Origin of the sequence: Paenirhizobium cremeum (assembly GCF_022884085.1) — a bacterium.
Lineage (GTDB): Bacteria > Pseudomonadota > Alphaproteobacteria > Rhizobiales > Rhizobiaceae > Allorhizobium > Allorhizobium cremeum.
In genome coordinates this window covers 33,956-59,246 of sequence record NZ_JAGGCS010000019.1, presented here as the reverse complement: position 1 = coordinate 59,246, position 25,291 = coordinate 33,956, and the positions used below count along the sequence as shown (strand labels likewise).

The following is a 25,291-nucleotide window of genomic DNA, read 5'->3' as shown; positions in this document are numbered from 1 at the left end:
GCAAGATGAAACCACGGGGCATCAAAACACAAGCAATTATCTAAAACATGTCAGGCCTGTCATTCACCGTCAGGGCGTCCCCGCATCTTCTTGACCTCGGACCGGCCGGATTTTTCCTTCAGGCGCCGCTCAACCGATCCCTTCGTCGGTCTGGTCTTCTTGCGGGCCGGTGGCGGGGGCGCAGCCGCTTCGAGGATCAGTTCCTTCAACCGCTCGCGCGCATCTTCCCGGTTTCGTTCCTGGCTGCGGAAACGGTTTGCCTCGATCATCAGCACCCCTTCCTTGGAGGCACGACGCCCGGCAAGCTTCAACGCATTCTCCTTGACCCGGTCGGTGAGCGACGGCGATCCGGAGATGTTGAAGAACAACTGCACCGCGGTCGAGACCTTATTGACGTTCTGCCCACCCGGTCCACCGGCGAGCACGAACTGCTCCGTCAATTCCCATCCGGCGATGGTTATGCGGTTGTTGATATAGAGCGCGTCGCTGGCCATGGTCGGTCTCCGTTCGACCCTTGTCATAATCGATGCCGCCAAAAACAAAAACCCGGCGGTAGAACCGCCGGGTTTCGAATGTCGTTCGCTCCTGATTATTCGGCAGCGATATTGGCGCTCGGAGCGGCCGCACGAACCTTGTGGTCCACATGGTCTTCGAACTTTGCGAAGTTGGTGATGAACATCGCCACCAGTTTCTTCGCCTGTGCGTCATATTCGTCGGCATCGGCCCAGGTCGAGCGCGGGTCGAGGATCTTGGTGTCGACGCCTTCGACTGCAACCGGCACTGCGAAACCGAAGTTGGGATCGACACGCGTCTCGATCTTCTTCAACTCGCCGTTCAGCGCGCTGGTGAGCAGGGCGCGAGTGGCCTTGATCGGCATGCGATGACCGATACCATAGGCGCCGCCGGTCCAGCCGGTATTGACCAGCCAGCAATCGACATTGTGCTTGGCGATGAGGTCACGGAGCAAGTTGCCGTATTCAGCCGGATGACGCGGCATGAACGGAGCACCGAAGCAGGTGGAGAAGGTCGCTTCCGGCTCGGTCACGCCCTTTTCCGTGCCGGCGACCTTGGCGGTGTAGCCGGAGAGGAAGTGGTACATGGCCTGTTCCGGCGTCAGACGGGCGATCGGCGGAAGAACGCCGAATGCGTCAGCCGTCAGCATGATGATCGTCTTCGGATGACCTGCGATGCCGGTTTCCGATGCGTTCGGAATGAAATGCAGCGGATAGGCGCAACGGGTGTTTTCCGTGCGCGAGGCATCGTTGAAGTCCGGAATGCCGTTTTCATCGAGGACGACGTTTTCGAGAACCGTGCCGAAGCGCTTGGTGGTCGCGTAGATTTCCGGCTCGGCTTCGGCCGACAGGCGAATGGTCTTGGCGTAGCAGCCGCCTTCGAAGTTGAAGATGCCGTCTTCGCCCCAGCCGTGCTCATCGTCACCGATCAGCGTGCGGCTCGGATCGGCCGACAGCGTGGTCTTGCCGGTGCCGGACAGGCCGAAGAAGACAGCGGCATCGCCGGCGGGGCCGACGTTTGCCGAGCAGTGCATCGGCATGACGCCCTTCGGCGGCAGCAGATAATTGAGGGCGGTGAAGACCGACTTCTTCATTTCGCCGGCATAGGAGGTGCCGCCGATCAGCACGACTCCGTTGGTGAAGTCGCAGGCGATGACGGTTTCAGTGCGGCAGCCATGACGAGCCGGATCGGCCCGGAAGCTCGGCAGATTGATGATCGTCAGCTTCGGCTGGAAGCTTGCCAGAGCGGACCGCTCGGGGCGGATCAGCAGGTTGCGGATGAACAGCGAGTGCCAGGCAAGCTCGGTGACGACGCGTGTCGGCAGTGCATTTTCAACATCGGCGCCGCCGATCAGATCCTGCACGAACAGCTCCTTGCCGGCTGCATGGGCCAGCATGTCCTTGTGCAGGATACCGAAATGTTCGGGAGACATCGGCTTGTTGTTGTCCCACCAGATCACGCCATCGGTGTTGTCGTCGCGGACGATGAACTTGTCCTTTGCCGAACGGCCGGTGTGTTGGCCGGTCACGGCGCAAAGCGCACCGTCTGCGGTGAGTTCGGCTTCATTGCGGCGAATCGCCTCCTCATAAAGGGTGCGCTCAAGCAGATTGTAATAGACGCGCGAAGCATCACCCAATCCGATCGCCGCCACCCCGATGAGGGGATTGTTTACACCGATTTCCTCCATGAGCACGCTTCCTTTACTATGGGGCTACTGGGTTCGAATGGCGGGGAACCTAGTGTTCGAAATGCGAAAACGCAAGATGGAAGTTGGAAATATATCAATAATTTCAAATAATTAATCGATTTAAATGGAAATCTTCATTTTTAAATCGGTTTGTTTTGGGGGTTGGAAACGACAATCCGGCGTTCTCTGACGCAAGGGGCGGGTATCTGCGACACGGACGCCCTTTATCTTTGCCACAATTTGTTCCACCTTTATCCCCATTAAGCGCATCCTGATTACCGCCACCGCCTGGGCTGGGATTGATACCAGGAGCCGCGCTTCATGATGACGGAGACAAACAACATGCAGACGATCGCCCTCGTAGACGACGACCGCAACATCCTCACTTCGGTGTCCATCGCGCTCGAGGCGGAAGGATATAAAGTCGAGACCTATACCGATGGTGCCTCGGCGCTCGACGGACTTCTGGCGCGGCCTCCGCATCTCGCCATCTTCGACATCAAGATGCCCCGCATGGACGGCATGGAACTTCTACGGCGTCTCCGCCAGAAGTCCGATCTGCCGGTGATCTTCCTGACCTCCAAGGACGAGGAAATCGACGAATTGTTCGGCTTGAAGATGGGCGCCGACGATTTCATCACCAAGCCTTTCTCGCAGCGCCTATTGGTCGAACGCGTCAAGGCGATCCTTCGCCGCGCCGCAAGCCGCGAAAGCCTTGCCGCCGGCGGCCCGGCCAAGGCCGGCGCGGAAGTGCAGGCCCGGACGCTGGAACGCGGCCAGCTCGTGATGGACCAGGAACGCCATACCTGCACCTGGAAGGGCGATCCCGTCACCCTCACCGTCACCGAATTCCTGATCCTGCAGTCGCTCGCGCAGCGCCCCGGCGTGGTCAAGAGCCGCGATGCTCTGATGGATGCCGCCTATGACGAACAGGTCTATGTCGACGATCGCACCATCGACAGCCACATCAAGCGGCTTCGCAAGAAGTTCAAGATGGTCGATGTCGACTTCGACATGATTGAAACGCTCTACGGCGTAGGATACCGCTTCCGCGAAGCAGCGTGATATGCGCCGGTCCCTTGTCCCCGCATGAAAGACGATGCGGGGAATGGACCTCCCGGCGCGAAAGGGTGAGACTTGGCCAAGCAAGTTGCCGACGGAAATCTCGATGAACTGGAAAGCCTGACCGAACCACGTCGCTTCCTGGTCCATCCGTTCACGATCATCCGGCGCATCTTCGGTCACGCACTGTTTTCCAGCCTGACGCGGCGGATCGTCTTCTTCAATCTCGCGGCGATCATCGTGCTGGTGGGCGGTATCATGTACCTCAATCAGTTCCGCGAGGGACTGATCGATGCCCGTGTCGAAAGCCTGCTTACACAGGGCGAAATCATCGCCGGAGCGATTTCCGCCTCGGCCTCCGTCGACACCAACTCGATCACCATCGATCCGCAGAAGCTCCTGGAACTGCAGGCGGGGCAAAGCATCACGCCGGTGCCGAGCGACGAAGATCTCGATTTTCCAATCAATCCGGAGCGTGTCGCGCCGGTGCTGCGACGCCTGATCTCACCGACCCGGACGCGGGCGCGGCTCTTCGATGCAGACGCCAATCTGCTGCTCGATTCGAGGCACCTTTATTCCCGCGGACAGGTGCTGCGGTTCGACCTGCCGCCCGTGGACGGGGAAAGCTCCGGCCTGACCGACTGGGCCGCTCGCGTCTTCAACTCGATGCTACAGCCGAGCAATCTGCCGGTCTACAAGGAAGCGCCGGGCGGCGATGGCTCCATCTATCCGGAGGTGATGAATGCACTGACCGGCGTGCGCGGCGCCGTCGTGCGCGTCACCGAGGGCGGCGAACTGATCGTTTCCGTCGCCGTTCCGGTGCAGCGGTCGCGAGCCGTGCTCGGTGTCCTGCTGCTCTCCACCCAGGCCGGGGACATCGACAAGATCGTGCATGCCGAACGCCTCGCAATTCTTCGGGTTTTCGGCGTCGCGACGCTCGTCAATATCGTATTGTCGCTACTTTTGTCCTCCACCATCGCCAATCCGCTCCGGCGGCTTTCGGCAGCGGCCATTCGCGTGCGCCGCGGAGCCAAGGAACGGGAGGAAATCCCGGATTTCTCCGCCCGCCAGGACGAAATCGGCAACCTTTCCGTCGCCCTGCGCGAGATGACCACTGCGCTCTACGACCGGATCGATGCGATCGAGAGCTTCGCCGCAGACGTCAGCCATGAACTGAAAAACCCGCTCACCTCGCTTAGAAGCGCCGTCGAAACACTACCGCTTGCCAAGAACGACAATTCCCGACAGCGGCTGATGGACGTCATCCAGCACGATGTGCGCCGTCTCGACCGGCTGATCAGCGATATTTCGGATGCGTCGCGGCTCGACGCCGAACTCGCGCGCAGCGATGCAAAGCCCGTCGACCTCGAGGTGCTGCTCGCAAGTCTCGTCGACGTTTCGCGTCAAATCCGCAGTACCAAGAAACCGGTCGAGATCGATTACGTCATCGACCAGAAGCCCGGCGCCCGGCAGCGTTTCATGGTCAACGGCCACGACCTGCGGCTCGGCCAGATCATCACCAACCTGATCGAGAACGCCCGATCCTTCGTTCCGGACGTCGGCGGAAAAATCACGGTGCGGCTGTCGCGCACACGGGGACGCTGCCTGATCCAGGTGGAAGACAACGGTCCCGGCATCCAGGCGGAAAACATCGATCGCATCTTCGAGCGCTTTTATACCGACCGACCGGAACGCGAGGGCTTTGGACAAAATTCGGGCCTCGGTCTGTCGATCAGCCGGCAGATCGCCGAAGCGCATGGCGGCACGCTTCGAGCCGAAAACATCGCCGATCCGGAGAGCGACGGCATGCTGGGCGCCCGCTTCATCCTGTCCCTGCCCGCGGAAAACACCCCATGAATACCGCAGGGCCCGCCGAGAGCAATGTTCACGGCACAGCCATCGTCGTGGGGACGACCGGCCTTATCTTTCTTGGACCATCCGGTGCAGGCAAATCGGCCCTCGCCTTCGACTGCATGGCGGAAGCCCGCCTCGCAGGCGATTTCGCAGCGCTGATTTCCGATGACCAGGTCTTTGTCTCCCGCCATGGTCCTCACGTGCTTGCCCGCCGGCCGGAGCCGATCAGGGGCCTCATCGAGCTTCGGCATGCCGGCATCGCACGGGTCGAAAGCCTGCCGCACGCGGTGCTGCATTATGCCATCCTGCCCGCCGAAAACGGCGCAAGACTGCCGCCGGAGTTCGAAATCGCAACACTTGCGCCGGAAATAACGCTTCCGGCCCTGCGCGTGCCCACTGGCGCTCGCATGCCATTTGCCTTTATAAAGGCCCTGATCGCGACTGAGGTCGCCACCCGCCCAACATGAGGCATCGCAGTTTGCGCTTGAACTTCCGTTTTTCATCGCCAAGATGGCGTCCCACCGATGGACGCGGCTTGAACGTTAGGGTATCTGGCCGGCTGTTTGCGCAGGCAAGGGGGCAGTAAAAGTATGATCGGACTAGTGCTTGTCACTCATGGCAAGCTGGCTGAAGAGTTTCATCACGCAGTGGAACATGTGGTTGGCCCCCAGAAATTCATCGAAACGGTTTCGATCGGTCCCGAGGACGACATGGACCAGCGTCGGCAGGATATTCTCGACGCAGTCATGCGCGCCGATGACGGGCACGGCGTCATCATCCTGACCGACATGTTCGGCGGCACACCCTCCAACCTCGCCATTTCCGTAATGAACAGCGGACGCATCGAGGTGATTGCGGGGGTCAACCTGCCCATGCTCATCAAGCTTGCAGGCGTCCGAGGCGACAACGACATGGAAAAAGCGCTGGTCGATGCCTCGGAAGCGGGCCGCAAGTACATCAATGTCGCCAGCCGCGTCCTGAGCGGCAAGTAACCGGCCGGAGAGCAACGCGCCATGTCCCTCTCCCGTGAAATGCTGATTACCAACAAGCGCGGCCTGCATGCCCGTGCCTCCGCCAAGTTCGTGCAGACGGTCAGCGGCTACGACGCGACCGTTCACGTCACCAAGGACGGGACGACCGTCGGCGGAACCTCGATCATGGGGCTGATGATGCTCGCGGCAAGCCCTGGCTGCAGCATTCTCGTCACCGCCACGGGCGCCCAGGCCGAGATCGTGCTCGATGCTCTTTCGCAGCTTGTCGGCGATAAGTTCGGCGAGGAAGCCTAGGACTGCCGTTGGCATATAAAGACATAAAGACTTCTTTATGTCCAGTTGCCTCAGGCGCCAATCCCTGCTAGATGCTCTGCTGGAGGCCCGATCCGGAAGATCGGGCATATGCGGACCTGTGCGTCCGTCGAAAGACTGAACAGACCTCGCTTCAGCCGGAGAGATTCATGAGCACACATAAGGACTACGTCGTCGCCGACATCGGCCTCGCCGATTTCGGGCGCAAGGAAATCAATATCGCCGAGACCGAAATGCCCGGCCTGATGGCGTGCCGTTCCGAGTTCGGCCAAACCAAGCCTCTCAAAGGCGCCCGCATCAGCGGTTCGCTGCACATGACGATCCAGACTGCGGTCCTGATCGAAACCCTGGTCGCGCTCGGCGCCGACGTCCGCTGGGCTTCCTGCAATATCTTCTCGACTCAGGATCACGCCGCAGCGGCAATCGCCGCCGCGGGCATTCCGGTCTTCGCCATCAAGGGTGAGTCGCTTGAAGACTACTGGCGCTACACCGACCAGATCTTCCAGTGGAGCGACGGCGGTTTCAGCAATATGATCCTCGACGATGGCGGCGATGCCACCATGTATATCCTGCTCGGCGCTCGCGCCGAGGCCGGCGAGAACGTGCTGTCCAATCCGGGCTCGGAAGAGGAAGAAATCCTGTTCGCCCAGATCAAGAAGCGCCTTGAGGCTTCTCCGGGCTGGTTCACCAAGCAGCGTGAAGCGATCCGCGGCGTGACGGAGGAAACCACCACCGGTGTCCATCGTCTCTATGAACTGGGCAAGAAGGGCCTCCTTCCCTTCCCGGCGATCAACGTCAACGATTCCGTCACCAAGTCGAAGTTCGACAACAAGTATGGCTGCAAGGAATCGCTGGTCGATGGCATCCGTCGCGGCACCGATGTCATGATGGCCGGCAAGGTCGCTGTGGTCTGCGGCTATGGCGATGTCGGCAAGGGTTCGGCCGCGTCGCTGCGCGGCGCCGGCGCCCGCGTGAAGGTCACCGAGATCGATCCGATCTGCGCGCTGCAGGCTGCCATGGACGGCTTCGAAGTCGTGACGCTGGAAGACGTCGTCTCCTCGGCTGACATCTTCATCACCACGACCGGCAACCGCGATGTCATCCGTATCGAGCACATGCGCGAGATGAAGGACATGGCAATCGTCGGCAACATCGGCCATTTCGACAACGAGATCCAGGTTGCCGCACTGCGCAATCTGAAGTGGACCAATGTGAAGCCGCAGGTCGACATGATCGAGTTCCCGAAGGGCAACCGCATGATCCTCCTGTCGGAAGGCCGCCTGCTCAATCTCGGCAATGCCACGGGCCATCCGTCCTTCGTGATGTCGGCTTCGTTCACCAACCAGGTGCTTGCCCAGATCGAACTGTTCACCAAGCCGGGTGAATACAAAAACGACGTCTATATCCTGCCGAAGCATCTCGACGAGAAGGTTGCCCGCCTGCATCTCGAAAAACTCGGCGTGAAACTGACCGAGCTATCGGAAGAACAGGCAAGCTATATCGGCGTCGAAAAGACCGGTCCGTTCAAGGCCGAACACTATCGCTATTAATTAGCCGACAATCTTTCCACAAGATATAGTGGCCGCGTCCTTGACAAAAGGCGCGGCCTCTTTTTTGCCCTCCGGCCTTCCCGACGATTCCCTTAGGCAGTATTGTTTTAGAACTTGATTCGTGACGCGGCCGGACGGCGCGACGCGAGATGGGATGTCTTGTCGACAATGCGGCACATAGGACGGAGACAGACCGAATATGTCGGTAAATGATAGCGACCCGTATATGCGGGAAACGATGACGCGCCTTGGCCGGAACGGCTTCGGACAGGCGGTGGAGCAGGCTCATGCAGGAGCAGGCATCCGCAAGGCATCGCACGGGCGCAGGCGATACCAGCTCCTGCAGATCTGGTCGGTCTGCATGGGAGCGACGGCGCTGACAGGACTGGTGGTCCCGGGCTTTGCGCGGGCGCAGGCGGTAGCGGCACCCGTGGAGCGTCTCTTCACCTCCGTGGAGACCTTCGGCTATTCCCTCGTCATCGGCATCCTTTCCGCTGCGCTTGTTTCGGCCGTCTGGCTGATCCGCCAACGCGCGCGTCTCGAAAACGAAGGCGCCGAGATGCGTTCCGCCTTATCGGATGCCAATCAGCAGATTTCCCGGTATCAGGCGCTGATCGCCGACAAGAATCGCCGGATCGTCATCTGGGACGGACAGAACCGACCGGAATTCCTCGGCCAGCTACCGGTCGAAACCGGCGCGCCGCAGACCGATGGCGATTTTCTCGCATTCGGCCGCTGGCTCAAGCCAGCATCGGCCGGCGAACTTGAAAAGGCGATCGAGAAGCTTCGTTTCGACGCGCACAGCTTCGACCTCATCGTGGAGACCCAGCGCGGAGAAGTACTGGAGGTGCAGGGCCGGCTTTCCGGCGGGCGCGCCTTCGCCCATTTCGTGGCGCTCAACAACCTGCGGGCCGAGCTTGCCGAACTCAAGATCGAACGCAACCGCCTGAAGACATCCATCGCCACCTTCGAGGCGCTGCTTGACGCCATCGAGCAGCCCGTCTGGCAAAGGGATGCCGATGGTCGGCTGCTTTGGGTCAATCATGCCTATAGCGAAGCGGTCGAGGCAGCCTCTCCCGATCAGGCCATCCGTGAAAACCGTGAGGTCCTGAGCAGCCTGACCCGCGAGAAGATCAAGGCGAGCGTTACGCCGGAATCCCCTTTCCACGATACCGTTTCGACCGCCGTCCGAGGCAACCGGACCTTCTACGACGTGGTCGACGTGCGCGGTCCCGCGGGTTCCTGCGGCATGGCGATCGATGTCTCCCAGAAGGAGGCGCTTCGCGAGGAACTGCAGCGTACGCTGAAGAGCCATGCCGAAACGCTGGATCATCTGGCGACACCCGTTGCCATTTTCGACGGCGAACGGCGGCTGCAATTCTTCAACCAGGCCTTTGTGCAGCTCTGGGAGCTCGATCACGCATTCCTCGAGGCCCGACCCGACCATGCGGAACTGCTCGACAGGCTGCGTTCGGCCCACAAGCTGCCGGAACAGCTGAGTTGGAAGGCGTGGAAGGAAAACACGCTTGCCGTCTACCGTTCGCTCGACACGCAGACGGAACTCTGGCACCTGCCGAATGGCCAGACGCTTCGCGTGATCGCTTCTGCGCATCCGCAGGGCGGCGCCACCTGGGTCTTCGAAAACCTCACCGAACAGGTCGATCTCGAAACGCGCTACAATACGCTGCTGCGCGTGCAGGGCGAGACCATCGATCATCTTTCCGAAGGCGTTGCGGTGTTCGGCCCCGACGGGCGCATCCAGCTTTCCAATCCGGCATTCCGCGCGCTCTGGGGCATCACCGAAGCCGAAGCGCGTCATGGCACCCACATCCGCGCCATCGAGACGGCCTGTGCACCGTCCTATGACAAGCCCGACGGCTGGAAAGCCTTCAGCAAGATCATCACCAGCTTCGAGGACGAACGCCCCTCCAGCCAGGGCACACTGGAACTCTATTCCGGCCTTGTGCTCGATTACGCGGTGACGCCGCTTCCGAACGCCCAGACCATGCTGACCTTCGTCAACATGACCGACAGCGTCCGAGCCGAACGGGCTCTGAAGGAAAAGAACGAGGCGCTGCGCAAGGCGGACGAGTTGAAAAACGACTTTGTGCAGCACGTTTCCTATGAACTGCGGTCGCCGCTGACCAACATCATCGGCTTCACGGACCTGCTGAAAACGCCGGCCATCGGGCCTCTCAACGAACGGCAGGCCGAGTATATCGACCACATATCGACGTCTTCCTCCGTTCTGCTCACCATCGTCAACGACATTCTCGACCTGGCGACGGTGGATGCAGGCATCATGCGTCTCGACTATTCCGACATCGATCTCAACGATCTGCTCGACGACGTGTCGATGCAGATGACCGACCGCCTGCAGGAAGGCAATGTCACACTGGAGATCGCGGCATCGGCCCAGCTCGGCCATATCGTGGCGGACCAGCAGCGGCTGAAACAGATCCTCATCAAGATCCTGACCAACGCCGTCAATTTCGCACCGGAGGGATCGGCCGTGGAAATGAAGTGCTGGCGGGAAGATGGCGATTTCGTCTTCACCGTTCATGACAATGGTTGCGGCATGACACCGGACATGCTCGCGACCGTCTTCGACCGCTTCTCGACGAACGGCAAGGGCGGCAGACGCAGCGGCGCGGGCCTCGGTCTCTCCATCGTGGAGAGCTTCGTCAACCTCCACAACGGCAAGGTCTCCATTGACAGCGCCCCGGGGGGCGGTACGACTGTATCGTGCCGCATCCCGACAGCCGTCATGCCCCAATCCGTTGCCGCAGAATGACCCATAGCCAGACCAGCATTTCCCTCTTCCTCCGTTCCGAAGCAGCCACCCAGCAACTTGGCGAGGATCTCGCGCTTGCCCTCAAGCCTGGCGATTGTGTCGCGTTGTGGGGCGACCTTGGCGCCGGCAAGTCGACGCTTTGCCGCGCCCTGCTCAGGGCCATGGCGGATGACAGCGAACTCGAAGTTCCGAGCCCGACATTCACGCTGGTGCAGAATTACGATCTGCGTCTTCCGGTCGCGCATTTCGATCTCTACCGGCTCGGCGATCCGGGCGAACTGGACGAACTCGGCTTCGAGGACGCGCTGAAGGATGGCGTCTGCCTGGTGGAATGGCCGGAGAAGGCGGGCGCCGCCCTGCCCGCCCGCCGGATCGACATCCGCTTTGCTTTTGAAGCCAGTGGTGGACGACAGGTCGTCATCGAGGCCGAAACTGGCAAACTCTCAAGAATCTCACGTGTCCTCCAGATCAGGGGCTTTCTCGACACTCATGGCCTGGCTGGCGCCCGGCGGCGCCATCTGACCGGCGATGCCTCCACCCGCGCCTATGAATACATCTACCCTTCCGAAGGGCTGCGAAAGATCCTGATGGATTCGCCACGCCAACCGGACGGCCCGCCGATCCGTGACGGCAAGCCCTATTCGCAGATCGTGCATCTGGCGGAAGACGTTTACCCCTTCGTCGCTATCGCCGGTGCCTTGCGGGACAAGGGTTTCGCCGCGCCCGAGATCTATGAGAGCGATTGCGAAAACGGCATCCTGCTGATCGAGGATTTCGGTCCCGAAACCGTTCTCGACGACAACGGCGTTCCGATTGCGGACCGTTACCGGGCGAGCGTCGAATGCCTCGCCGCCCTGCATGAGACGTCCTTCCCGCGCGAGATCACGTTCAATGGCGGGCTGATACACCGTATTCCCGACTACGACCGCACTGCCATGAAGATGGAAGCGGAGCTTCTTATCGACTGGCACCTTCCCTGGAAGCGCGGGGGCAAGCCCGCCACCACGGAAGAACGGGCGGAATATCTAGCCATTTGGGACGGGCTGATCGATGCGCTGTCGGACGCCGAAAGATCGCTTGTTCTCAGGGACTTCCATTCGCCAAACATCATCTGGCGCGGTGACAGAGAGGGAAGCGACCGGATTGGCCTTCTCGACTTTCAGGACGCCATGATCGGTCCAACGGCCTACGATCTCGTTTCTATCGTACAGGATGCGCGCGTCACCGTCAAACGGCCGCTGGTCGACCAACTGATGGAAGACTATCTTTCCCTGCGCAGAAAGAACCCCGCCTTCGATGAAGCGAATTTCCTCAAGAGCTGGGCAATCATGTCGGCGCAGCGAGCCTGCAAGCTGAACGGCCTCTGGATCCGCCTGCTTCAGCGCGACGGCAAGCCAGGCTACATGAAGCATATGCCGAGAACCCTGTGGCATCTGTCCGTCGCTTTCGAACATGATGCACTTGCCCCCTTGCGCGACTGGTGTGCCCGGGTTGGAATCGGTTCGGCCGAATCAGCGTAGCGACTTGCCATGAAAATCACCCAGGCGATGGTGCTTGCAGCGGGGCTCGGAGCCCGGCTGCGGCCGATCACGAACACGATCCCGAAGCCGCTGGTGCCCGTCGGCGGCAGGCCGATGATCGATTATGTCCTCGATACGCTTGCCGATGCCGGCGTGGAACGAGCGGTGGTCAACGTGCATTATCTCGCCGACCGGATGGTCGAGCACCTGTCGCGTTACAAGAAGCTCGAGATCGTGATTTCCGACGAGCGCGACCGGCTGATGAATTCGGGCGGCGGGCTTGCCAAGGGGCTGAAGCTTCTCGATCGCTCCCCTGTCTATGTGATGAATGCCGATCTTTTCTGGCTCGCTGACCAGGCGGGCGACGCTTCCAACCTCCGCCGCCTCGCGCGCTTCTTCGACCCTGAAAGCATGGACATGGCGCTTCTCTGCGTCCCCCTGGAGAACACAACGGGACACAACGGCAAGAAGGATTTCTCGCTCGGCAATGACGGCCGCCTTGTCCGCTATGAGGAAGGGCTTCCCCGCCCGGTGGTCTATGCGGGCGCGATCGCGATGAAGCCCTCGCTTCTCGACGATGCGCCTGATGACGCCTTCAACCTCAACATCTACTTCGACCGGGCCATCGCAACTGGGCGTCTGGCCGGTCTCGAAATGGCGGGGCACTGGATGACCGTCGGTACACCCGAGGCGCTCGAAGAAGCCGAGGCGGTCATTCGGCGCTTCTCGGGCGAGGCATAAGGGATGCCGACCCATCAACCGCGTGTCCTGACGATACCGGCGGGGTTGCCCTTTCTGAAGGTGCTTGCAGCCACGCTGCTCGACGGCCGGCTTGCATCCGGATATCGATACGATCCGCAGGACCCGCTTTCGCTGGCGAAGGTGACCATTCTCGTTCCGACCCGGCGGGCCGCCCGTGTGCTGCGCTCGGAATTCGTGGATCTGCTTGGCGGTCGCTCGGCCATTCTGCCGATGATAAGGCCGCTTGGCGAAACCGATGACGACAGCGGTTTCTTTGAGGAAGAAACGCCTTTCCTGCTCGACCTTGCCCCACCGGTCAGCAGTACGGTCATGCTGCTCGAACTGGCGCGCCTTATCCTTGCCTGGCGTAACCAGTTGCCGAACGTGGTCCGCAGCATTCATTCCGACACGCCCCTGGTCGCGCCGGCAAGCCCGGCAGACGCCATATGGCTCGCCCGGGCGCTGACGGAGCTCATCGATGCCGCGGAAACGGAAGGTTGCGACTGGGCATCACTCAAGACACTCGACACGTCGAATTTCGCGACGTGGTGGCAACTTACCGCCGAATTCCTCGCTATTGCCACCAACTTCTGGCCTGCGCGCCTGGAGGAGTTGACCCGCTCCTCGCCGGCGCGCCACCGTGATGCCGTCCTGCGTGGCGAGGCCGAGAGGCTCGCCCGTTCAACCTCCAGCGATCCCGTCATCGTTGCGGGTTCCACCGGCTCCATCCCCGCCGCTGCCGACCTTATCGCTGCCATCGCGGCACGACCGGAAGGAACGGTGGTGCTGCCCGGGCTCGATATGAGCATGCCGGACGAGGACTGGACGCGGATCGGGCTCGAAGCCGAGCGTATTTCCGATCCCGCCTCGCGCGGCCATCCGCAATACGGTCTCTTTCATCTCTTGCGGCGCATGCGCGTCGAACGGCGGGATGTCGAAACGCTTGCAGAGGCGTCCTCGGATCTCGCGGATCGTGCCGAGATCCTGTCACGCGCCATGGCGCCCGCGGGGGCGACGGACGGATGGAAGATCTGGCGCGACGATTTCGGCACCGCGCGGATGGAAGCCGCCTTTGCCGATGTCGGCCTGATCGAGGCGGCGAACGAACGCGAGGAAGCGACAGCCATCGCCATTGCGCTCAGACTCGGTCTCGAAAAGCAGCGCGAGGGCGGCGAAAGCCGGGTGGCGTTGATTACACCGGATCGGACGCTGGCGCGCCGCGTGACGGCTGAGTTGGCACGCTTCGGCATCATCGCCGACGATTCGGCCGGCACGCCCTTCACCGCGACACCGCAGGGCATGCTGGTCCAACTCCTGCTCGAAGCGGCGCTGCGGCCGGGCGATCCCGTGGCGATCGTCTCGCTGCTCAAACATCCGCTCGTTCGATTCGGCTTCGATGCTGATACCTACCGCTCGGCAGCCGATGCGCTGGAGGTGATCGCGCTGCGTGGCGGCGTGCAGCCCGTCGATCTCGCGACGCTGTCGGCTCTCTTCGAACGACGTCGCGAAGAACAGACGACCGACCGTCATCCGCCCCAATGGCGGCTCGGGGTTTCCCGTGAAACAATCGAGGCCGCAGGCCAGCTCGCATCGCGCATTTCCGCGGCCGCCGAGCCGCTCGTCTCGGCCCTCGTGGCAAAAGCTGGTGAACGGCGCCTGTCCGACAGGCTGCCCGTCGGCCAATGGGCCGAGCGAACCGGACGGACGCTGGAAGCGGTCTGCGCCGACGACAAGGGCGATCTCTCGCTTCTCTGGTCAGACGAGGCCGGCGAAAGGCTCGCGGACCTGCTTGCGGAAATCATGAGCGCTGACGGCCAGATCGAGGCCGACGGCCCCCAGTGGATTGATATCATGGCAGCGCTGATGACCGGCGTCGCAGTCAAACCGAAGGCAATGCGTCACCCGCGCGTCTTCATCTTCGGCACGCTGGAAGCCCGACTGCAGAATGTCGATACCGTCGTCATCGGTGGCCTGAACGAAGGTTCGTGGCCCGGACAGACCACCAACAACCCCTTCCTCTCCCGAATGATGAAGACGGAGATCGGGCTGGAACCGCCGGAAAAGCGCATCGGCCAGCTCGCCCACGATTTCGAGATGGCCTGCGGCACACGCCAACTGATCTTCTCCCGCGCCCTTCGCCAGGGTTCGGCTCCGACGGTTGCCTCCCGCTGGTTGCAACGGCTGCTCGCGCTTGGCGGCGGCGATTTCGAAAGCCGGCTAAAGGCACGCGGCGATATCTATCGCCACTATGTCGAACTGCTCGATAAGGGCGAAAGCCAATCGCTGGCCCAACGGCCGGCGCCGAAACCGCCGGCAGAGCTTCAGCCACGCAGCTATTCGTTCAGCGAGGTCGGGCGCTTCCGTCGCGACCCCTATTCCATTTATGCCCGCCGCATTCTCCGGCTCGATCCCGTCGATCCGTTCAATCAGGATCCGGGTGCTGCCGAGCGCGGCACGCTTTATCACAAGATCATCGAGCGCTTCGTCAGCGAAGGCCATGATCCCCTGACCCCCGCCGGTGCCGCCGCGATGCGCGCAATCACTGACCGGCTGTTCGACGAGCAAGGGCTTCCCACCCATATCGACATCGTCTGGCGGCAGCGGTTTCGAGCCGTCGGCGATGCTTTCCTCCGCTGGGAGGGAAGGCGCCGGCCGGAGATCCGCCAGACGCTGACCGAGGCTCGCGGCGGTGTCGATCTGGCACCCGTCGGCATTCGCCTGACCGGTGTGGCCGACCGGATCGACATCAAGGGCGGCGGTCATGCCGATATCATCGACTACAAGACGGGGCTTGGCCCGAGCGTGGCGCAGGCGCGCAGTCTGCTCGATCCCCAGCTCGCGTTGGAGGCCGCGGCCCTGACGGAGGGGGCATTCCGCGATGCCGGCCGGCTTTTCCCGGAAAACCTCATCTATGTCCGGCTGCGGCCGGGCGATCGTTTCCAGACCGATCAGGTGAATAACGAACTCACCGGCCGCGGCGACAACAGGAAATCCGCGCTCGATCTTGCCGCACAGTCGGTCGCCGAACTCGGCCGTTTCGTTGCAGCCCTGCAGGCGGGTGAGCGCGGCTTCGTTTCGCGGCTCATCCCGGCGCAGCAGAACGATTTCGGCGGCGAATACGATCATCTGGCCCGCGTCGCCGAATGGTCGACCGCCGACCGTGAGGAGGCTGGCAATGACGAGTGATACGCCTGCACTGCCAACGAGTGCCGATCCCGATACATGGCTCGACTGGACGACGCTGCAGCAGTCGCTTGCCTCCGATCCGCGACGCTCCGCCTGGGTGTCGGCCAATGCCGGTTCCGGCAAGACCCATGTGCTGACCCAGCGCGTCATCCGACTGCTGCTCGGTGGCGCACGTCCCTCTTCCATCCTCTGCCTGACCTATACCAAGGCGGCGGCATCGGAAATGTCGAACCGCGTCTTCGCGCGGCTCTCCGACTGGGCGACGCTTTCGGATGAGGCGCTCTCCGAGCGCATCTATGAGATCGAACGGCGACGGCCGGACCGCCAGAAGCTTGCGGATGCACGCCGGCTGTTCGCCAAGGCGCTGGAGACGCCGGGCGGACTGAAGATCCAGACGATCCACGCCTTTTGCGAAGCTCTGCTGCACCAGTTTCCGCTGGAAGCCAATGTCGCCGGTCATTTCAACGTTCTAGACGACCGGGCATCCGTCGCGGTTCTCGCCGAGGCGAAGCGCCTGCTTCTCACCGCGACATCTTCGGAGGAGGATGCCGATCTTGCCGCAGCCTTTGCCGATGTCCTTTCCATTTCGGACGAAAGCGGACTGGAAACATTACTCGGCGAAGTCGTCGCCAACCGCCATGCCATCCGCCAGTTCTCACGCGCCTCGGAGCGTTTCGGCGGCGTTGACGCAACACTAAGGCGTGGTTTCGGCCTCTCCGACGATGCCTCCGAAATCTCGCTTGCAGGCGAATACTGGCCGCTGGCCGGGCTGCACGGCGGGATGTTGGCGCTCTACATCCGTCTTGCCGAAGAAAAGGGCGGCGAAAAGGTCAAGGCCGTTGCCGATGCGCTTTCAGTAGCCCGCCAGACCGACGATCCGCTTGAACGCGCCAGCATCCTCGATTCGACTTTCCTGACCGCATCCGAAACAAAGAAAGCCGACAGTTCGCTGATCGCGACCGCTATGAGCAAGGTGGCACCGGAGCTGAAGGATGCGGTGATCGCCGCGCGCGAGCACGTGCTCGCCTGCCGCGACCGGCTGCGCATCTTCCGCATGTATATGGCGACGAAAGCGGCTTTGACGCTGGCATTGCGGTTCGATGCCGACTACGAGGATCTCAAGAAGAAGCGCAGTCAACTCGACTTCGAGGATCTGATCGCACGGACGGCCGAACTCCTCATCCGAAGCGACGCAGGCCCCTGGGTGCATTACAAGCTCGACCAGGGTATCGACCATATCCTCGTGGACGAGGCGCAGGACACCAGTCCGCTGCAATGGTCGGTCATCCGTTCGCTGTGCGGGGACTTCTTTACCGGCAGCGGCGCTCGGGACGTCTTGCGGACCTTCTTTGCGGTGGGTGACGAGAAACAGTCGATCTACTCCTTCCAGGGCGCCAGACCGGAGCGTTTCTCCCAGGAAGCGAAACAGGTCGCACGGGAAGTCGACCGGGGCGGACAATTGTTCAGTTCCGTCAGGCTGCCGCTATCCTTCCGCTCCACCTCAACAGTGCTCTCCGCGGTCGATCAGGTCTTCTCGGTCGAGGACAATATCAGGGGGCTCAGCGCCGCCGGCAATCCTGTCGTGCATATGTCGAGCCGCAGCGGCCATCCCGGCGCCGTCGATCTCTGGTCGATGATCGTCGCCGAGGCCAATGAAAAAAGCGAGGACTGGACCGCGCCTTTCGACGCAACGCCGGAGAGCGCGCCATCCGCCATACTGGCCCGCCGAATCGCCTTTGCCATCGGCCAGATGATCGGCCGACAGACCATCATTGAAAAAGGCAGGGAACGGCCGATCCGCGCCGGCGATATCCTCGTCCTGGTGCGCAAGCGTGACAGCTTCGTCAATGCGCTGACCCGCGCGCTGAAGCGGCTCGACAACATCCCCGTCGCCGGTGCCGACCGGCTGAAGCTCACCTCCCATATCGCCGTTCAGGATCTCCTGGCGCTCGGACGTTTCCTGCTGCTGCCGGCTGACGATCTTTCGCTGGCGGCGCTGCTCAAGTGCCCCCTGTTCAACCACAGCGAGGACGAGCTGTTCCAACTTGCCGCGTATCGTCCGGAAGGACGGGGCCTCTGGGAGCATATGCTGGCGGAATGCGCGGAACCGGGTTCGCGATGGGAAGCGACTGTGAAACGCCTCGGCGAATTCCTCCGGCTGTCGCGCAGCCTGCCGGTGCATGATTTCTATGCCCGCGTGCTCGGTCCCCACGGTGGACGCCGTGCCTATCTCGGCCGCCTTGGCAGCGAGGTCAGCGACATTCTCGACGAGTTCTTGACTTTCGCGCTGTCCTTCGAAACCGCCGGCCTGCCGGGACTTCAGGCCTTTGTCTCGACTCTCGAAATGGAAGCCCCCGAGGTCAAACGCGAGCAGGACAAGGATCGCAACGAAGTCCGCATCATGACGGTGCATGCCTCCAAGGGCCTCGAAGCTCCGGTGGTGTTCCTTGTCGACGGCGGATCGAAAGCTTTCAATCACAGTCACTTGGCCAGGTTCCGGCTGATCGAGACCGACGAGATCCTGCCGGCTCTGCCCGTCTGGGTGCCGGTCAAGGCTCTCGGCAATTCGCTTGTCGCAACGGATACCGAGCGCCGCAAGCAATTGGCGGAAGAGGAATACCGGCGTCTCCTCTATGTGGCGATGACGCGCGCGGCCGACCGGCTGATCGTTTGTGGCTATCGCGGCGTGCAGGACCAGGGCGATATCTGGCACCGGATGATCGAGAATGCGCTGCGCAGCGACGAAACCCATTGCCGCGAGGTGACATTCAGCGGTCCGGACGGTGAATGGCAAGGCCTCTCCTGGCGCCTGCCCGGCAGCGAAGCATCGTTCCCGCAGGAGACCGAGGAGAAAGCGGAGGCGGCGGCAGAAGATCTACCGGAAGCGTTGCTCCGTCCGCTCCCGCCTCAGACGAGCCTGCCGCGTCCTCTAAGTCCCTCCGGGGCAGGATCGATCGTCGTCGACGAAACGGACGATGCGCTGGTGACATCGCCGTTGTTTGGCGAAAAGGCATCCGTCGGCATCGCGCTTCAGAAGGGTCGCCTGGTTCACCGCATGCTGCAGGCGCTTCCGGCGATCGCCGAGACGGAGCGGCTGGCGGCAGCCAGACGCTATGTAGAAAGGGCCGCCCGCTTCTGGCCGCAAAAGGAACGCGAACGCCTGCTCGAAACGATCCTTTCGGTTCTCGACCATCCCGATCTGCGACCGGTCTATTCGTCTCGCGGCGAAGCGGAAGTCGCGGTCATGGGCACCTTTATTCTGAACGGCGAGGAGCGCGCGGTCTCCGGCCGTATCGACCGCATGGCGGTCATCGGGAACCGGGTCGTTCTCATGGACTACAAGACCAACCGGACACCGCCGGCCACAATATCGCAGGTTCCGCTGTCGCACCGCGCCCAGCTCGCGATTTACCGGGAAATCCTGCGCCCGCTTTATCCCGGCAAGGATTTCGAATGCCTGCTCGTCTACACGGAAAACGGCTCTGTCGTCGCACTTCCCGACACACTGCTGTCGCAATCGCTTGCCGAGCTCAAGACATCGTGAGATACAAGATATTGAAAATGTCCGGCGTCGGCATCAGATATGTTGCAAGCAAAGCACCCGTAAAGGAGCAGCCAGATGGCTACCGTAAAAGTCGATAATTCCAATTTCCAGGCCGAAGTTCTCGAATCGGCCGAACCGGTCGTCGTTGATTTCTGGGCCGAATGGTGCGGTCCCTGCAAGATGATCGCTCCGAGCCTCGAAGAAATCGCCACCGAAATGGCTGGCAAGGTGAAGGTCGCGAAGCTCAACATCGATGAAAACCCGGAACTGGCCGCCAAGTTCGGTGTCCGCTCCATTCCGACGCTCGCCATGTTCAAGGGTGGCGAAGTGGCTGACATCAAGGTCGGCGCCGCTCCCAAGACGGCGCTGGCAAGCTGGATTTCGAACGCAGCCTGATCCGCTTCCAAAAGCAAAGAGAAAAGCCCGGCAATGCCGGGCTTTTTCATTGGTTCAAACTCTTCATTTGGGCGGTGTGCCGTTGTCCGCCAAGACGTTGCCGACCAGATACAGCGATCCGCCGATCAGAATTCGCGGCGCCGGCTGGTTGGGATCGATCCGCTCGCGAATTTCGTCAAGCGCTTCGGCAACCGACGAGACAGGGGAAGCGACGAGCCCGGCATCGAAGGCCGCGTGCGCGAGCACGACCGGGTCGATGGCTGCATCCGTGCCGCGAATCGGCACAGTGAAGACGTGCTGGGCGATATCGGCGAAGGCCTTGAAGTAGCCGACCGGATCCTTGGTATTTATCATGCCCGTGACGAGGTAGAGCGGCCTGGACTGACGCTCCTCGAAGCCCGCCATGGCTTCCGCAATGACCTCGCCGGCCCCGGGGTTGTGCCCGCCGTCCACCCAGATCTCCGCACCCTCCGGAGCATGGGCCATGAGCAGGCCTTCCGTCATACGCTGCAGGCGGCCCGGCCACTCGACGCTTGTCATCGCTTTTTCCGCGATCGCCTCGGTCACCGGAAAGCCCGCAGCCTTCACCGCACGGATCGCGGCGGCGGCATTGGCGAACTGGTGACGCCCCGGCAACCGCGGCAGGGAAAGATCCAGCAGGCCGAATTCGTCCTGATAGACGAGACGCCCGAATTCCTCATGTGCGGAGAAATCCTGGGCATAGACGACATGCGGGCAGCCCAGCCGTTCGGCCGTCGTCACCAGGACATCGCGGGCAGATTCGTATTCCTGGTGGCCGATGACCACAGGAAGCCCGCGTTTCATGATGCCGGCCTTTTCGGCGGCGATCAGTTCGACACGATCGCCCAGATAGGGCTGATGATCGAGCGAGATGGGCATAATGACCGAGACGGCCGGCTTTTCGATGACATTGGTCGCGTCGAAACGGCCGCCAAGGCCCACTTCGATGATCGCGACGTCAGCCGGCTTCTCCGAAAACAGCAGGAAAGTGACCGCTGTCAGGATTTCGAAGACGGTAATCTGCTGGCCGCCATTGGCTTCGGCCACGCGGCGCAGAGCACCGGCAAAATCGGCATCCTCGACCAATTGGCCCTGCCCGCCCCTGACGCCGATGCGATAACGCTCGTGCCAGCGCACCAGATGCGGTGAGGTATGGACATGCACGCTCAGGCCCTGTGCCTCGAGCAGCGCGCGGCAAAAGGCTGTAACCGATCCCTTGCCGTTGGTTCCGGCAACGTGAATGACGGGCGGCAGTCGCAGATGCGGATTGCCGAGACCTTCGAGCAACCGGCGAATACGGTCCAATGAAAGATCGAAGCCCTTGGGATGCAACCCCATGAGCTCCTCGATTACCTGTTCTGCCTCACTGAAGGCGGGCTCAGTCATGATATTTCGATTCCGCAGCTTCGGCTCGGTAGAGTGCTGTCGTTCAGGCCGCCGGCTTGTCCGAAAGAGCCGGCGTCTTTGCCGGGGCGGCGTCCGTGTTGGCCGGGCGCTTCATCATGATCTTCAGGACCCGCGCCAGGAGCGCCGGGATGTTATGGCGCTTGACGACCATGTCGACCATGCCGTGGTCGAGCAGGTATTCCGAGGTCTGGAAACCTTCCGGCAGTTTTTCGCGGATGGTCTGCTCGATCACGCGCTTGCCGGCGAAGCAGATTTCCGCGCCGGGTTCGGCGATATGAAGATCGCCCAGCATGGCGTAGGACGCAGTGACCCCGCCCGTCGTGGGGTTGGTCAGGACGACGATGTAAGGCAGTCCGGCTTCCTTCAGCATGTCGACCATGACGGTTGTGCGCGGCATCTGCATGAGCGACAGGATACCTTCCTGCATGCGGGCGCCGCCTGAGGCCGGGAACATCACCAGCGGGCACTTTTCCGCCAGCGCGCGTTCGAATGCCTTCACGATCGCCTCGCCGGCAGCGATGCCGAGCGAGCCGCCCATGAAGTTGAACTCATGCACGACGGCGACCAGCTTGAGGCCTTCCACCGTGCCGACGCCGGCAAGGATGGTATCCTCCTGCTCGGTCTTGGTGCGGCTGTCCTTCAGGCGATCGGTATATTTCTTCGAGTCGCGGAATTTCAGCGGGTCCTGCACGACCTTCGGCTGCGGAAGAGCCTCGTATTTGCCACCGTCGAAGAGATCGATGAGGCGCGCCTTGGCCGGCATCTTCATGTGATAGCCTGAAGCGGGAATGACCCACTTGTTTTCCTCAAGGTCCTTGTGAAAGACCATCTCGCCGGTTTCGGGGCACTTGATCCAGAGGTTTTCCGGAACTTCCCTGCGGCCCAGCATGGAATTGATCCGCGGCCGCACATAGTTGGTGATCCAGTTCAATTGACTAACTCCTGACTGAAAGAGCCAATATCGGAAGATTATTCGGCAGCAGCAAGGCGGGCGGAACGCACGCCGCCGGCAAGACCGCTGACCAGGGTTGCTACTGCCTGGACGGTATCGGCGGTTGCCTCGCCGGCCGGGGTCAGATTGTTGGCGACCTGATTGACGATAGCGGTACCGACGACAACGCCGTCGGCGTTTGCACCGATGAGGCGCGCATGTTCCGCAGTCTTGACGCCGAAGCCGACGCAGACGGGCAGGTCGGTATGGGCTTTGATGCGCTGGACGGCGCCGGAGACCTTCGAGGGATCAGGAAGCGCCGAGCCGGTGATACCGGTCATCGATACATAATAGACGAAACCGGAGGTATTCTGCAGAACCGTCGGCAGGCGCTTCTCATCCGTTGTCGGCGTGGCAAGGCGGATGAAGTTGATGTCCCGCTTGCGGGCGGGAAGGCAGAGTTCGTCGTCCATTTCCGGCGGAAGATCGACCACGATCAGTCCGTCGATACCGGCTTCCAGCGCTTCATCGAGAAAGCGCTCGACGCCGAAGACGTATATGGGATTGTAGTATCCCATCATAACGATGGGGGTCGCCTGGTCGCCTTTGCGAAATTCGCGGGCGAGCTGAAGCGTCTTCTCCAACGTCTGTCCGGATTTCAGCGCGCGCTGGCCGGCCATCTGAATTGCGGGACCATCGGCCATCGGATCGGAAAAGGGCATGCCGAGTTCGATCACGTCGGCTCCGGCCTCCGGCAGGCCCTTCATGATCGCCAGCGACGTCTCGTAGTCGGGGTCGCCGCCCATGAAATAGGTAATCAGCGCCGGGCGTCCTTCCGCCTTCAGATCGGCGAAACGTTTGTCCATGCGTGCGGTCATTTCAAAGCTCCATGCCGAGGATGTTGCCGACGGTGAAGATATCCTTGTCGCCGCGACCCGACAGGTTCAGCAGGATGATCTCGTCCTTGCCCATCTTCGGGGCGCGCTTGATGACTTCGGCCACCGCATGGGATGGCTCGAGTGCCGGGATGATGCCTTCGAGCTTCGTCAGGAGCTGGAAGGCTTCGAGCGCCTCATCGTCCATGATCGGCACGTATTCCACGCGGCCGATGTCGTTGAGCCAGGCGTGTTCGGGACCGATGCCCGGATAATCGAGGCCTGCCGAGATCGAATGGCCTTCCTTGATCTGGCCGTCTCCATCCTGAAGCAGGTAGGTGCGGTTGCCATGCAGGACACCCGGCGAGCCGGCGGTGATGGAGGCACAGTGCTCATCGCCGGAAAGGCCCTTGCCACCCGCTTCTACACCGACGATCTTGACGTCCTGGTCGTCGAGGAACGGGTGGAAGATGCCGATGGCATTGGAACCGCCGCCGACGGCCGCGATGACGAGATCGGGCAGCCTGCCCTCGGCTTCGAGCATCTGTTCGCGGGCTTCCCGGCCTATCACCGCCTGGAAGTCGCGCACCATTTCCGGATAGGGATGCGGACCGGCAGCCGTGCCGATCAGGTAATAGGTGTCCTCGACATTGGTGACCCAGTCACGCAATGCCTCGTTCATGGCGTCCTTCAGCGTGCCGTGGCCGGCGGTTACCGGCTTCACCTCGGCGCCGAGCAGCTTCATGCGGAAGACGTTCGGAGCCTGGCGCTTGACGTCGGTTGCGCCCATGTAGACGACGCAGGGAAAGCCGAAGCGGGCGGCCACCGTCGCCGAGGCGACGCCGTGCTGGCCGGCACCGGTCTCTGCGATGATGCGCGTCTTGCCCATTCGCTTGGCAAGCAGGATCTGGCCGATGCAATTGTTGATCTTGTGGGAACCCGTGTGATTGAGCTCTTCCCGCTTGAAGTAGATCTTGGCTCCACCCAGGTGCTCGGTCAGGCGCTCGGCGAAATAAAGCGGGCTTGGCCGGCCAATGTAATGCGCGCCGAGGGACTTCAACTCCGCCTGAAATTCCGGATCAGTCTTTGCCTTTTCCCATTCCGCCTGCAGGTCCAGGATCAGCGGCATCAAGGTCTCGGCGACAAAGCGTCCGCCGAAAATGCCGAAACGACCGTCCTCGTCCGGACCTTCCCGGAAGGAATTGGGCTTGGGTGACTCGTTCACGCTGCGCTCCCTGATGCAGGCTCGCGGATCGAAGCGTCTTCGACCGCGGCAAAAAACTCGTCCATCTTGTTCAGATCCTTGACGCCCGGAGCGCTCTCGACGCCGGACGACACATCAATGCCACGCGCGCCGGTTTCCCTTAAGGCGTCGGCGATGTTGTCCTTGTTGAGGCCTCCGGAAAGCATGTAATCCACGCCCGCGTCAAGCGTGCGCAGAAGACGCCAGTCAAAGGTCACACCGTTGCCGCCCGGCAGATCCGATCCCGCCGGCGGCTTGGCATCAAAAAGAAACCGATCCGCAATACCGATATAGGGCGCGATCCGTTTCAGGTCATCGGGTTCACGGATAGAAAGCGCTTTCATGATCGGCAGGCCGGTCACGGCCTTGACCGTCAACAGGCGTTCCGGACTTTCCTTTCCATGAAACTGCAAGATATCGGGCTTCAAGAGCGCCATGATCTCGTCAAGGTCGTCATTGTCGGCATCGACGGTAACGGCAACGATCTTCGCTCTACCCCTCACCCGGTCCGCCAGCTTGCCGGCGATGTCGGGCTCGATGTTGCGGGGGCTCTTGGGGAAGAAAATGAAGCCGATATAGCCCGCACCGCGCTCAACAGCGCGATCCACGGCTTCCGCCGTCGTCAGCCCACAGATCTTGATATCCGGTTTCATGGCAGCGGAA

The 25,291-nt window shown here is 61.7% G+C and carries 19 protein-coding genes; 12 read left to right on the top strand and 7 right to left on the bottom strand.

What is annotated here, in order from left to right; all coding sequences use genetic code 11:
- Positions 1-59 precede the first annotated feature (59 nt).
- Together arfB and J5N58_RS23920 are read right to left on the bottom strand one after the other, a co-directional pair.
- A complete protein-coding gene (arfB, locus tag J5N58_RS23925; protein ID WP_112830677.1) occupies positions 60-494 on the bottom strand; it encodes an alternative ribosome rescue aminoacyl-tRNA hydrolase ArfB in 435 nt (144 codons plus the stop codon).
- 95 nt (positions 495-589) lie between these two features.
- The gene (locus J5N58_RS23920; protein WP_113338025.1) at positions 590-2,200 is read right to left on the bottom strand and encodes a phosphoenolpyruvate carboxykinase; all 1,611 of its coding nucleotides are present in this window, start codon (positions 2,198-2,200) and stop codon (positions 590-592) included.
- Between the two features lie 342 nt (positions 2,201-2,542).
- On the opposite strand from J5N58_RS23920, the gene J5N58_RS23915 reads away from it, so the two are divergent.
- The 12 genes from J5N58_RS23915 (at position 2,543) to trxA (ending at position 20,151) form a co-directional block, all read left to right on the top strand.
- Complete coding sequence (locus J5N58_RS23915; RefSeq protein WP_244713632.1) at positions 2,543-3,265, top strand: response regulator transcription factor; 723 nt, start codon at positions 2,543-2,545, stop codon at positions 3,263-3,265.
- 72 nt (positions 3,266-3,337) lie between these two features.
- On the top strand, positions 3,338-5,119 hold the full coding sequence (locus J5N58_RS23910; protein WP_113443200.1) for a stimulus-sensing domain-containing protein: 1,782 nt from the start codon (positions 3,338-3,340) through the stop codon (positions 5,117-5,119).
- On the top strand, positions 5,116-5,583 hold the full coding sequence (locus J5N58_RS23905) for an HPr kinase/phosphorylase (protein ID WP_113443199.1): 468 nt from the start codon (positions 5,116-5,118) through the stop codon (positions 5,581-5,583). The genes J5N58_RS23910 and J5N58_RS23905 overlap by 4 nt, the downstream gene beginning before the upstream one ends.
- Before the next feature lie 123 nt (positions 5,584-5,706).
- Positions 5,707-6,108, top strand: coding sequence for a PTS sugar transporter subunit IIA (locus J5N58_RS23900; RefSeq protein WP_099055923.1), 402 nt, complete (start codon positions 5,707-5,709; stop codon positions 6,106-6,108).
- Positions 6,109-6,129: 21 nt separating this feature from the next.
- Positions 6,130-6,402 (top strand): HPr family phosphocarrier protein, encoded by a 273-nt coding sequence (locus tag J5N58_RS23895; protein ID WP_112830673.1) that lies wholly within the window; start codon positions 6,130-6,132, stop codon positions 6,400-6,402.
- A 167-nt stretch (positions 6,403-6,569) separates the two neighbouring features.
- On the top strand, positions 6,570-7,970 hold the full coding sequence (gene ahcY, locus J5N58_RS23890; RefSeq protein WP_113466047.1) for an adenosylhomocysteinase: 1,401 nt from the start codon (positions 6,570-6,572) through the stop codon (positions 7,968-7,970).
- Positions 7,971-8,208: 238 nt separating this feature from the next.
- Positions 8,209-10,764, top strand: a complete 2,556-nt coding sequence (locus tag J5N58_RS23885) for a sensor histidine kinase (RefSeq protein ID WP_112830671.1) — start codon at positions 8,209-8,211, stop codon at positions 10,762-10,764.
- Positions 10,761-12,284, top strand: coding sequence for a tRNA (adenosine(37)-N6)-threonylcarbamoyltransferase complex ATPase subunit type 1 TsaE (tsaE, locus tag J5N58_RS23880; protein ID WP_244713612.1), 1,524 nt, complete (start codon positions 10,761-10,763; stop codon positions 12,282-12,284). The genes J5N58_RS23885 and tsaE overlap by 4 nt, the downstream gene beginning before the upstream one ends.
- A gap of 9 nt (positions 12,285-12,293) precedes the next feature.
- Positions 12,294-13,025 (top strand): nucleotidyltransferase family protein, encoded by a 732-nt coding sequence (locus J5N58_RS23875; protein WP_113338029.1) that lies wholly within the window; start codon positions 12,294-12,296, stop codon positions 13,023-13,025.
- A gap of 3 nt (positions 13,026-13,028) precedes the next feature.
- Positions 13,029-16,211 (top strand): double-strand break repair protein AddB, encoded by a 3,183-nt coding sequence (gene addB / locus J5N58_RS23870; RefSeq protein ID WP_244713593.1) that lies wholly within the window; start codon positions 13,029-13,031, stop codon positions 16,209-16,211.
- Complete coding sequence (addA, locus tag J5N58_RS23865) at positions 16,201-19,755, top strand: double-strand break repair helicase AddA (protein WP_244713572.1); 3,555 nt, start codon at positions 16,201-16,203, stop codon at positions 19,753-19,755. Before addB ends, addA begins: the two co-directional genes overlap by 11 nt.
- A gap of 75 nt (positions 19,756-19,830) precedes the next feature.
- The gene (gene trxA, locus J5N58_RS23860; protein WP_112830666.1) at positions 19,831-20,151 is read left to right on the top strand and encodes a thioredoxin; all 321 of its coding nucleotides are present in this window, start codon (positions 19,831-19,833) and stop codon (positions 20,149-20,151) included.
- A gap of 63 nt (positions 20,152-20,214) precedes the next feature.
- Here trxA and J5N58_RS23855 read toward each other — a convergent pair whose 3' ends face one another.
- The 5 genes from J5N58_RS23855 to J5N58_RS23835 are packed head-to-tail and all read right to left on the bottom strand — an operon-like array spanning position 20,215 to position 25,281.
- Positions 20,215-21,558, bottom strand: coding sequence for a bifunctional folylpolyglutamate synthase/dihydrofolate synthase (locus J5N58_RS23855; RefSeq protein WP_244713569.1), 1,344 nt, complete (start codon positions 21,556-21,558; stop codon positions 20,215-20,217).
- A 43-nt stretch (positions 21,559-21,601) separates the two neighbouring features.
- Complete coding sequence (gene accD / locus J5N58_RS23850) at positions 21,602-22,510, bottom strand: acetyl-CoA carboxylase, carboxyltransferase subunit beta (RefSeq protein ID WP_244713565.1); 909 nt, start codon at positions 22,508-22,510, stop codon at positions 21,602-21,604.
- Positions 22,511-22,548: 38 nt separating this feature from the next.
- Positions 22,549-23,388 carry a tryptophan synthase subunit alpha gene (gene trpA, locus J5N58_RS23845; RefSeq protein WP_112830663.1) on the bottom strand — a complete coding sequence of 280 codons (840 nt, stop codon included), beginning with the start codon at positions 23,386-23,388 and terminating at the stop codon, positions 22,549-22,551.
- A 1-nt stretch (position 23,389) separates the two neighbouring features.
- Positions 23,390-24,610, bottom strand: coding sequence for a tryptophan synthase subunit beta (trpB, locus tag J5N58_RS23840; protein WP_112830662.1), 1,221 nt, complete (start codon positions 24,608-24,610; stop codon positions 23,390-23,392).
- Positions 24,607-25,281 carry a phosphoribosylanthranilate isomerase gene (locus J5N58_RS23835; protein ID WP_244713531.1) on the bottom strand — a complete coding sequence of 225 codons (675 nt, stop codon included), beginning with the start codon at positions 25,279-25,281 and terminating at the stop codon, positions 24,607-24,609. The genes trpB and J5N58_RS23835 overlap by 4 nt, the downstream gene beginning before the upstream one ends.
- Positions 25,282-25,291 lie beyond the last annotated feature (10 nt).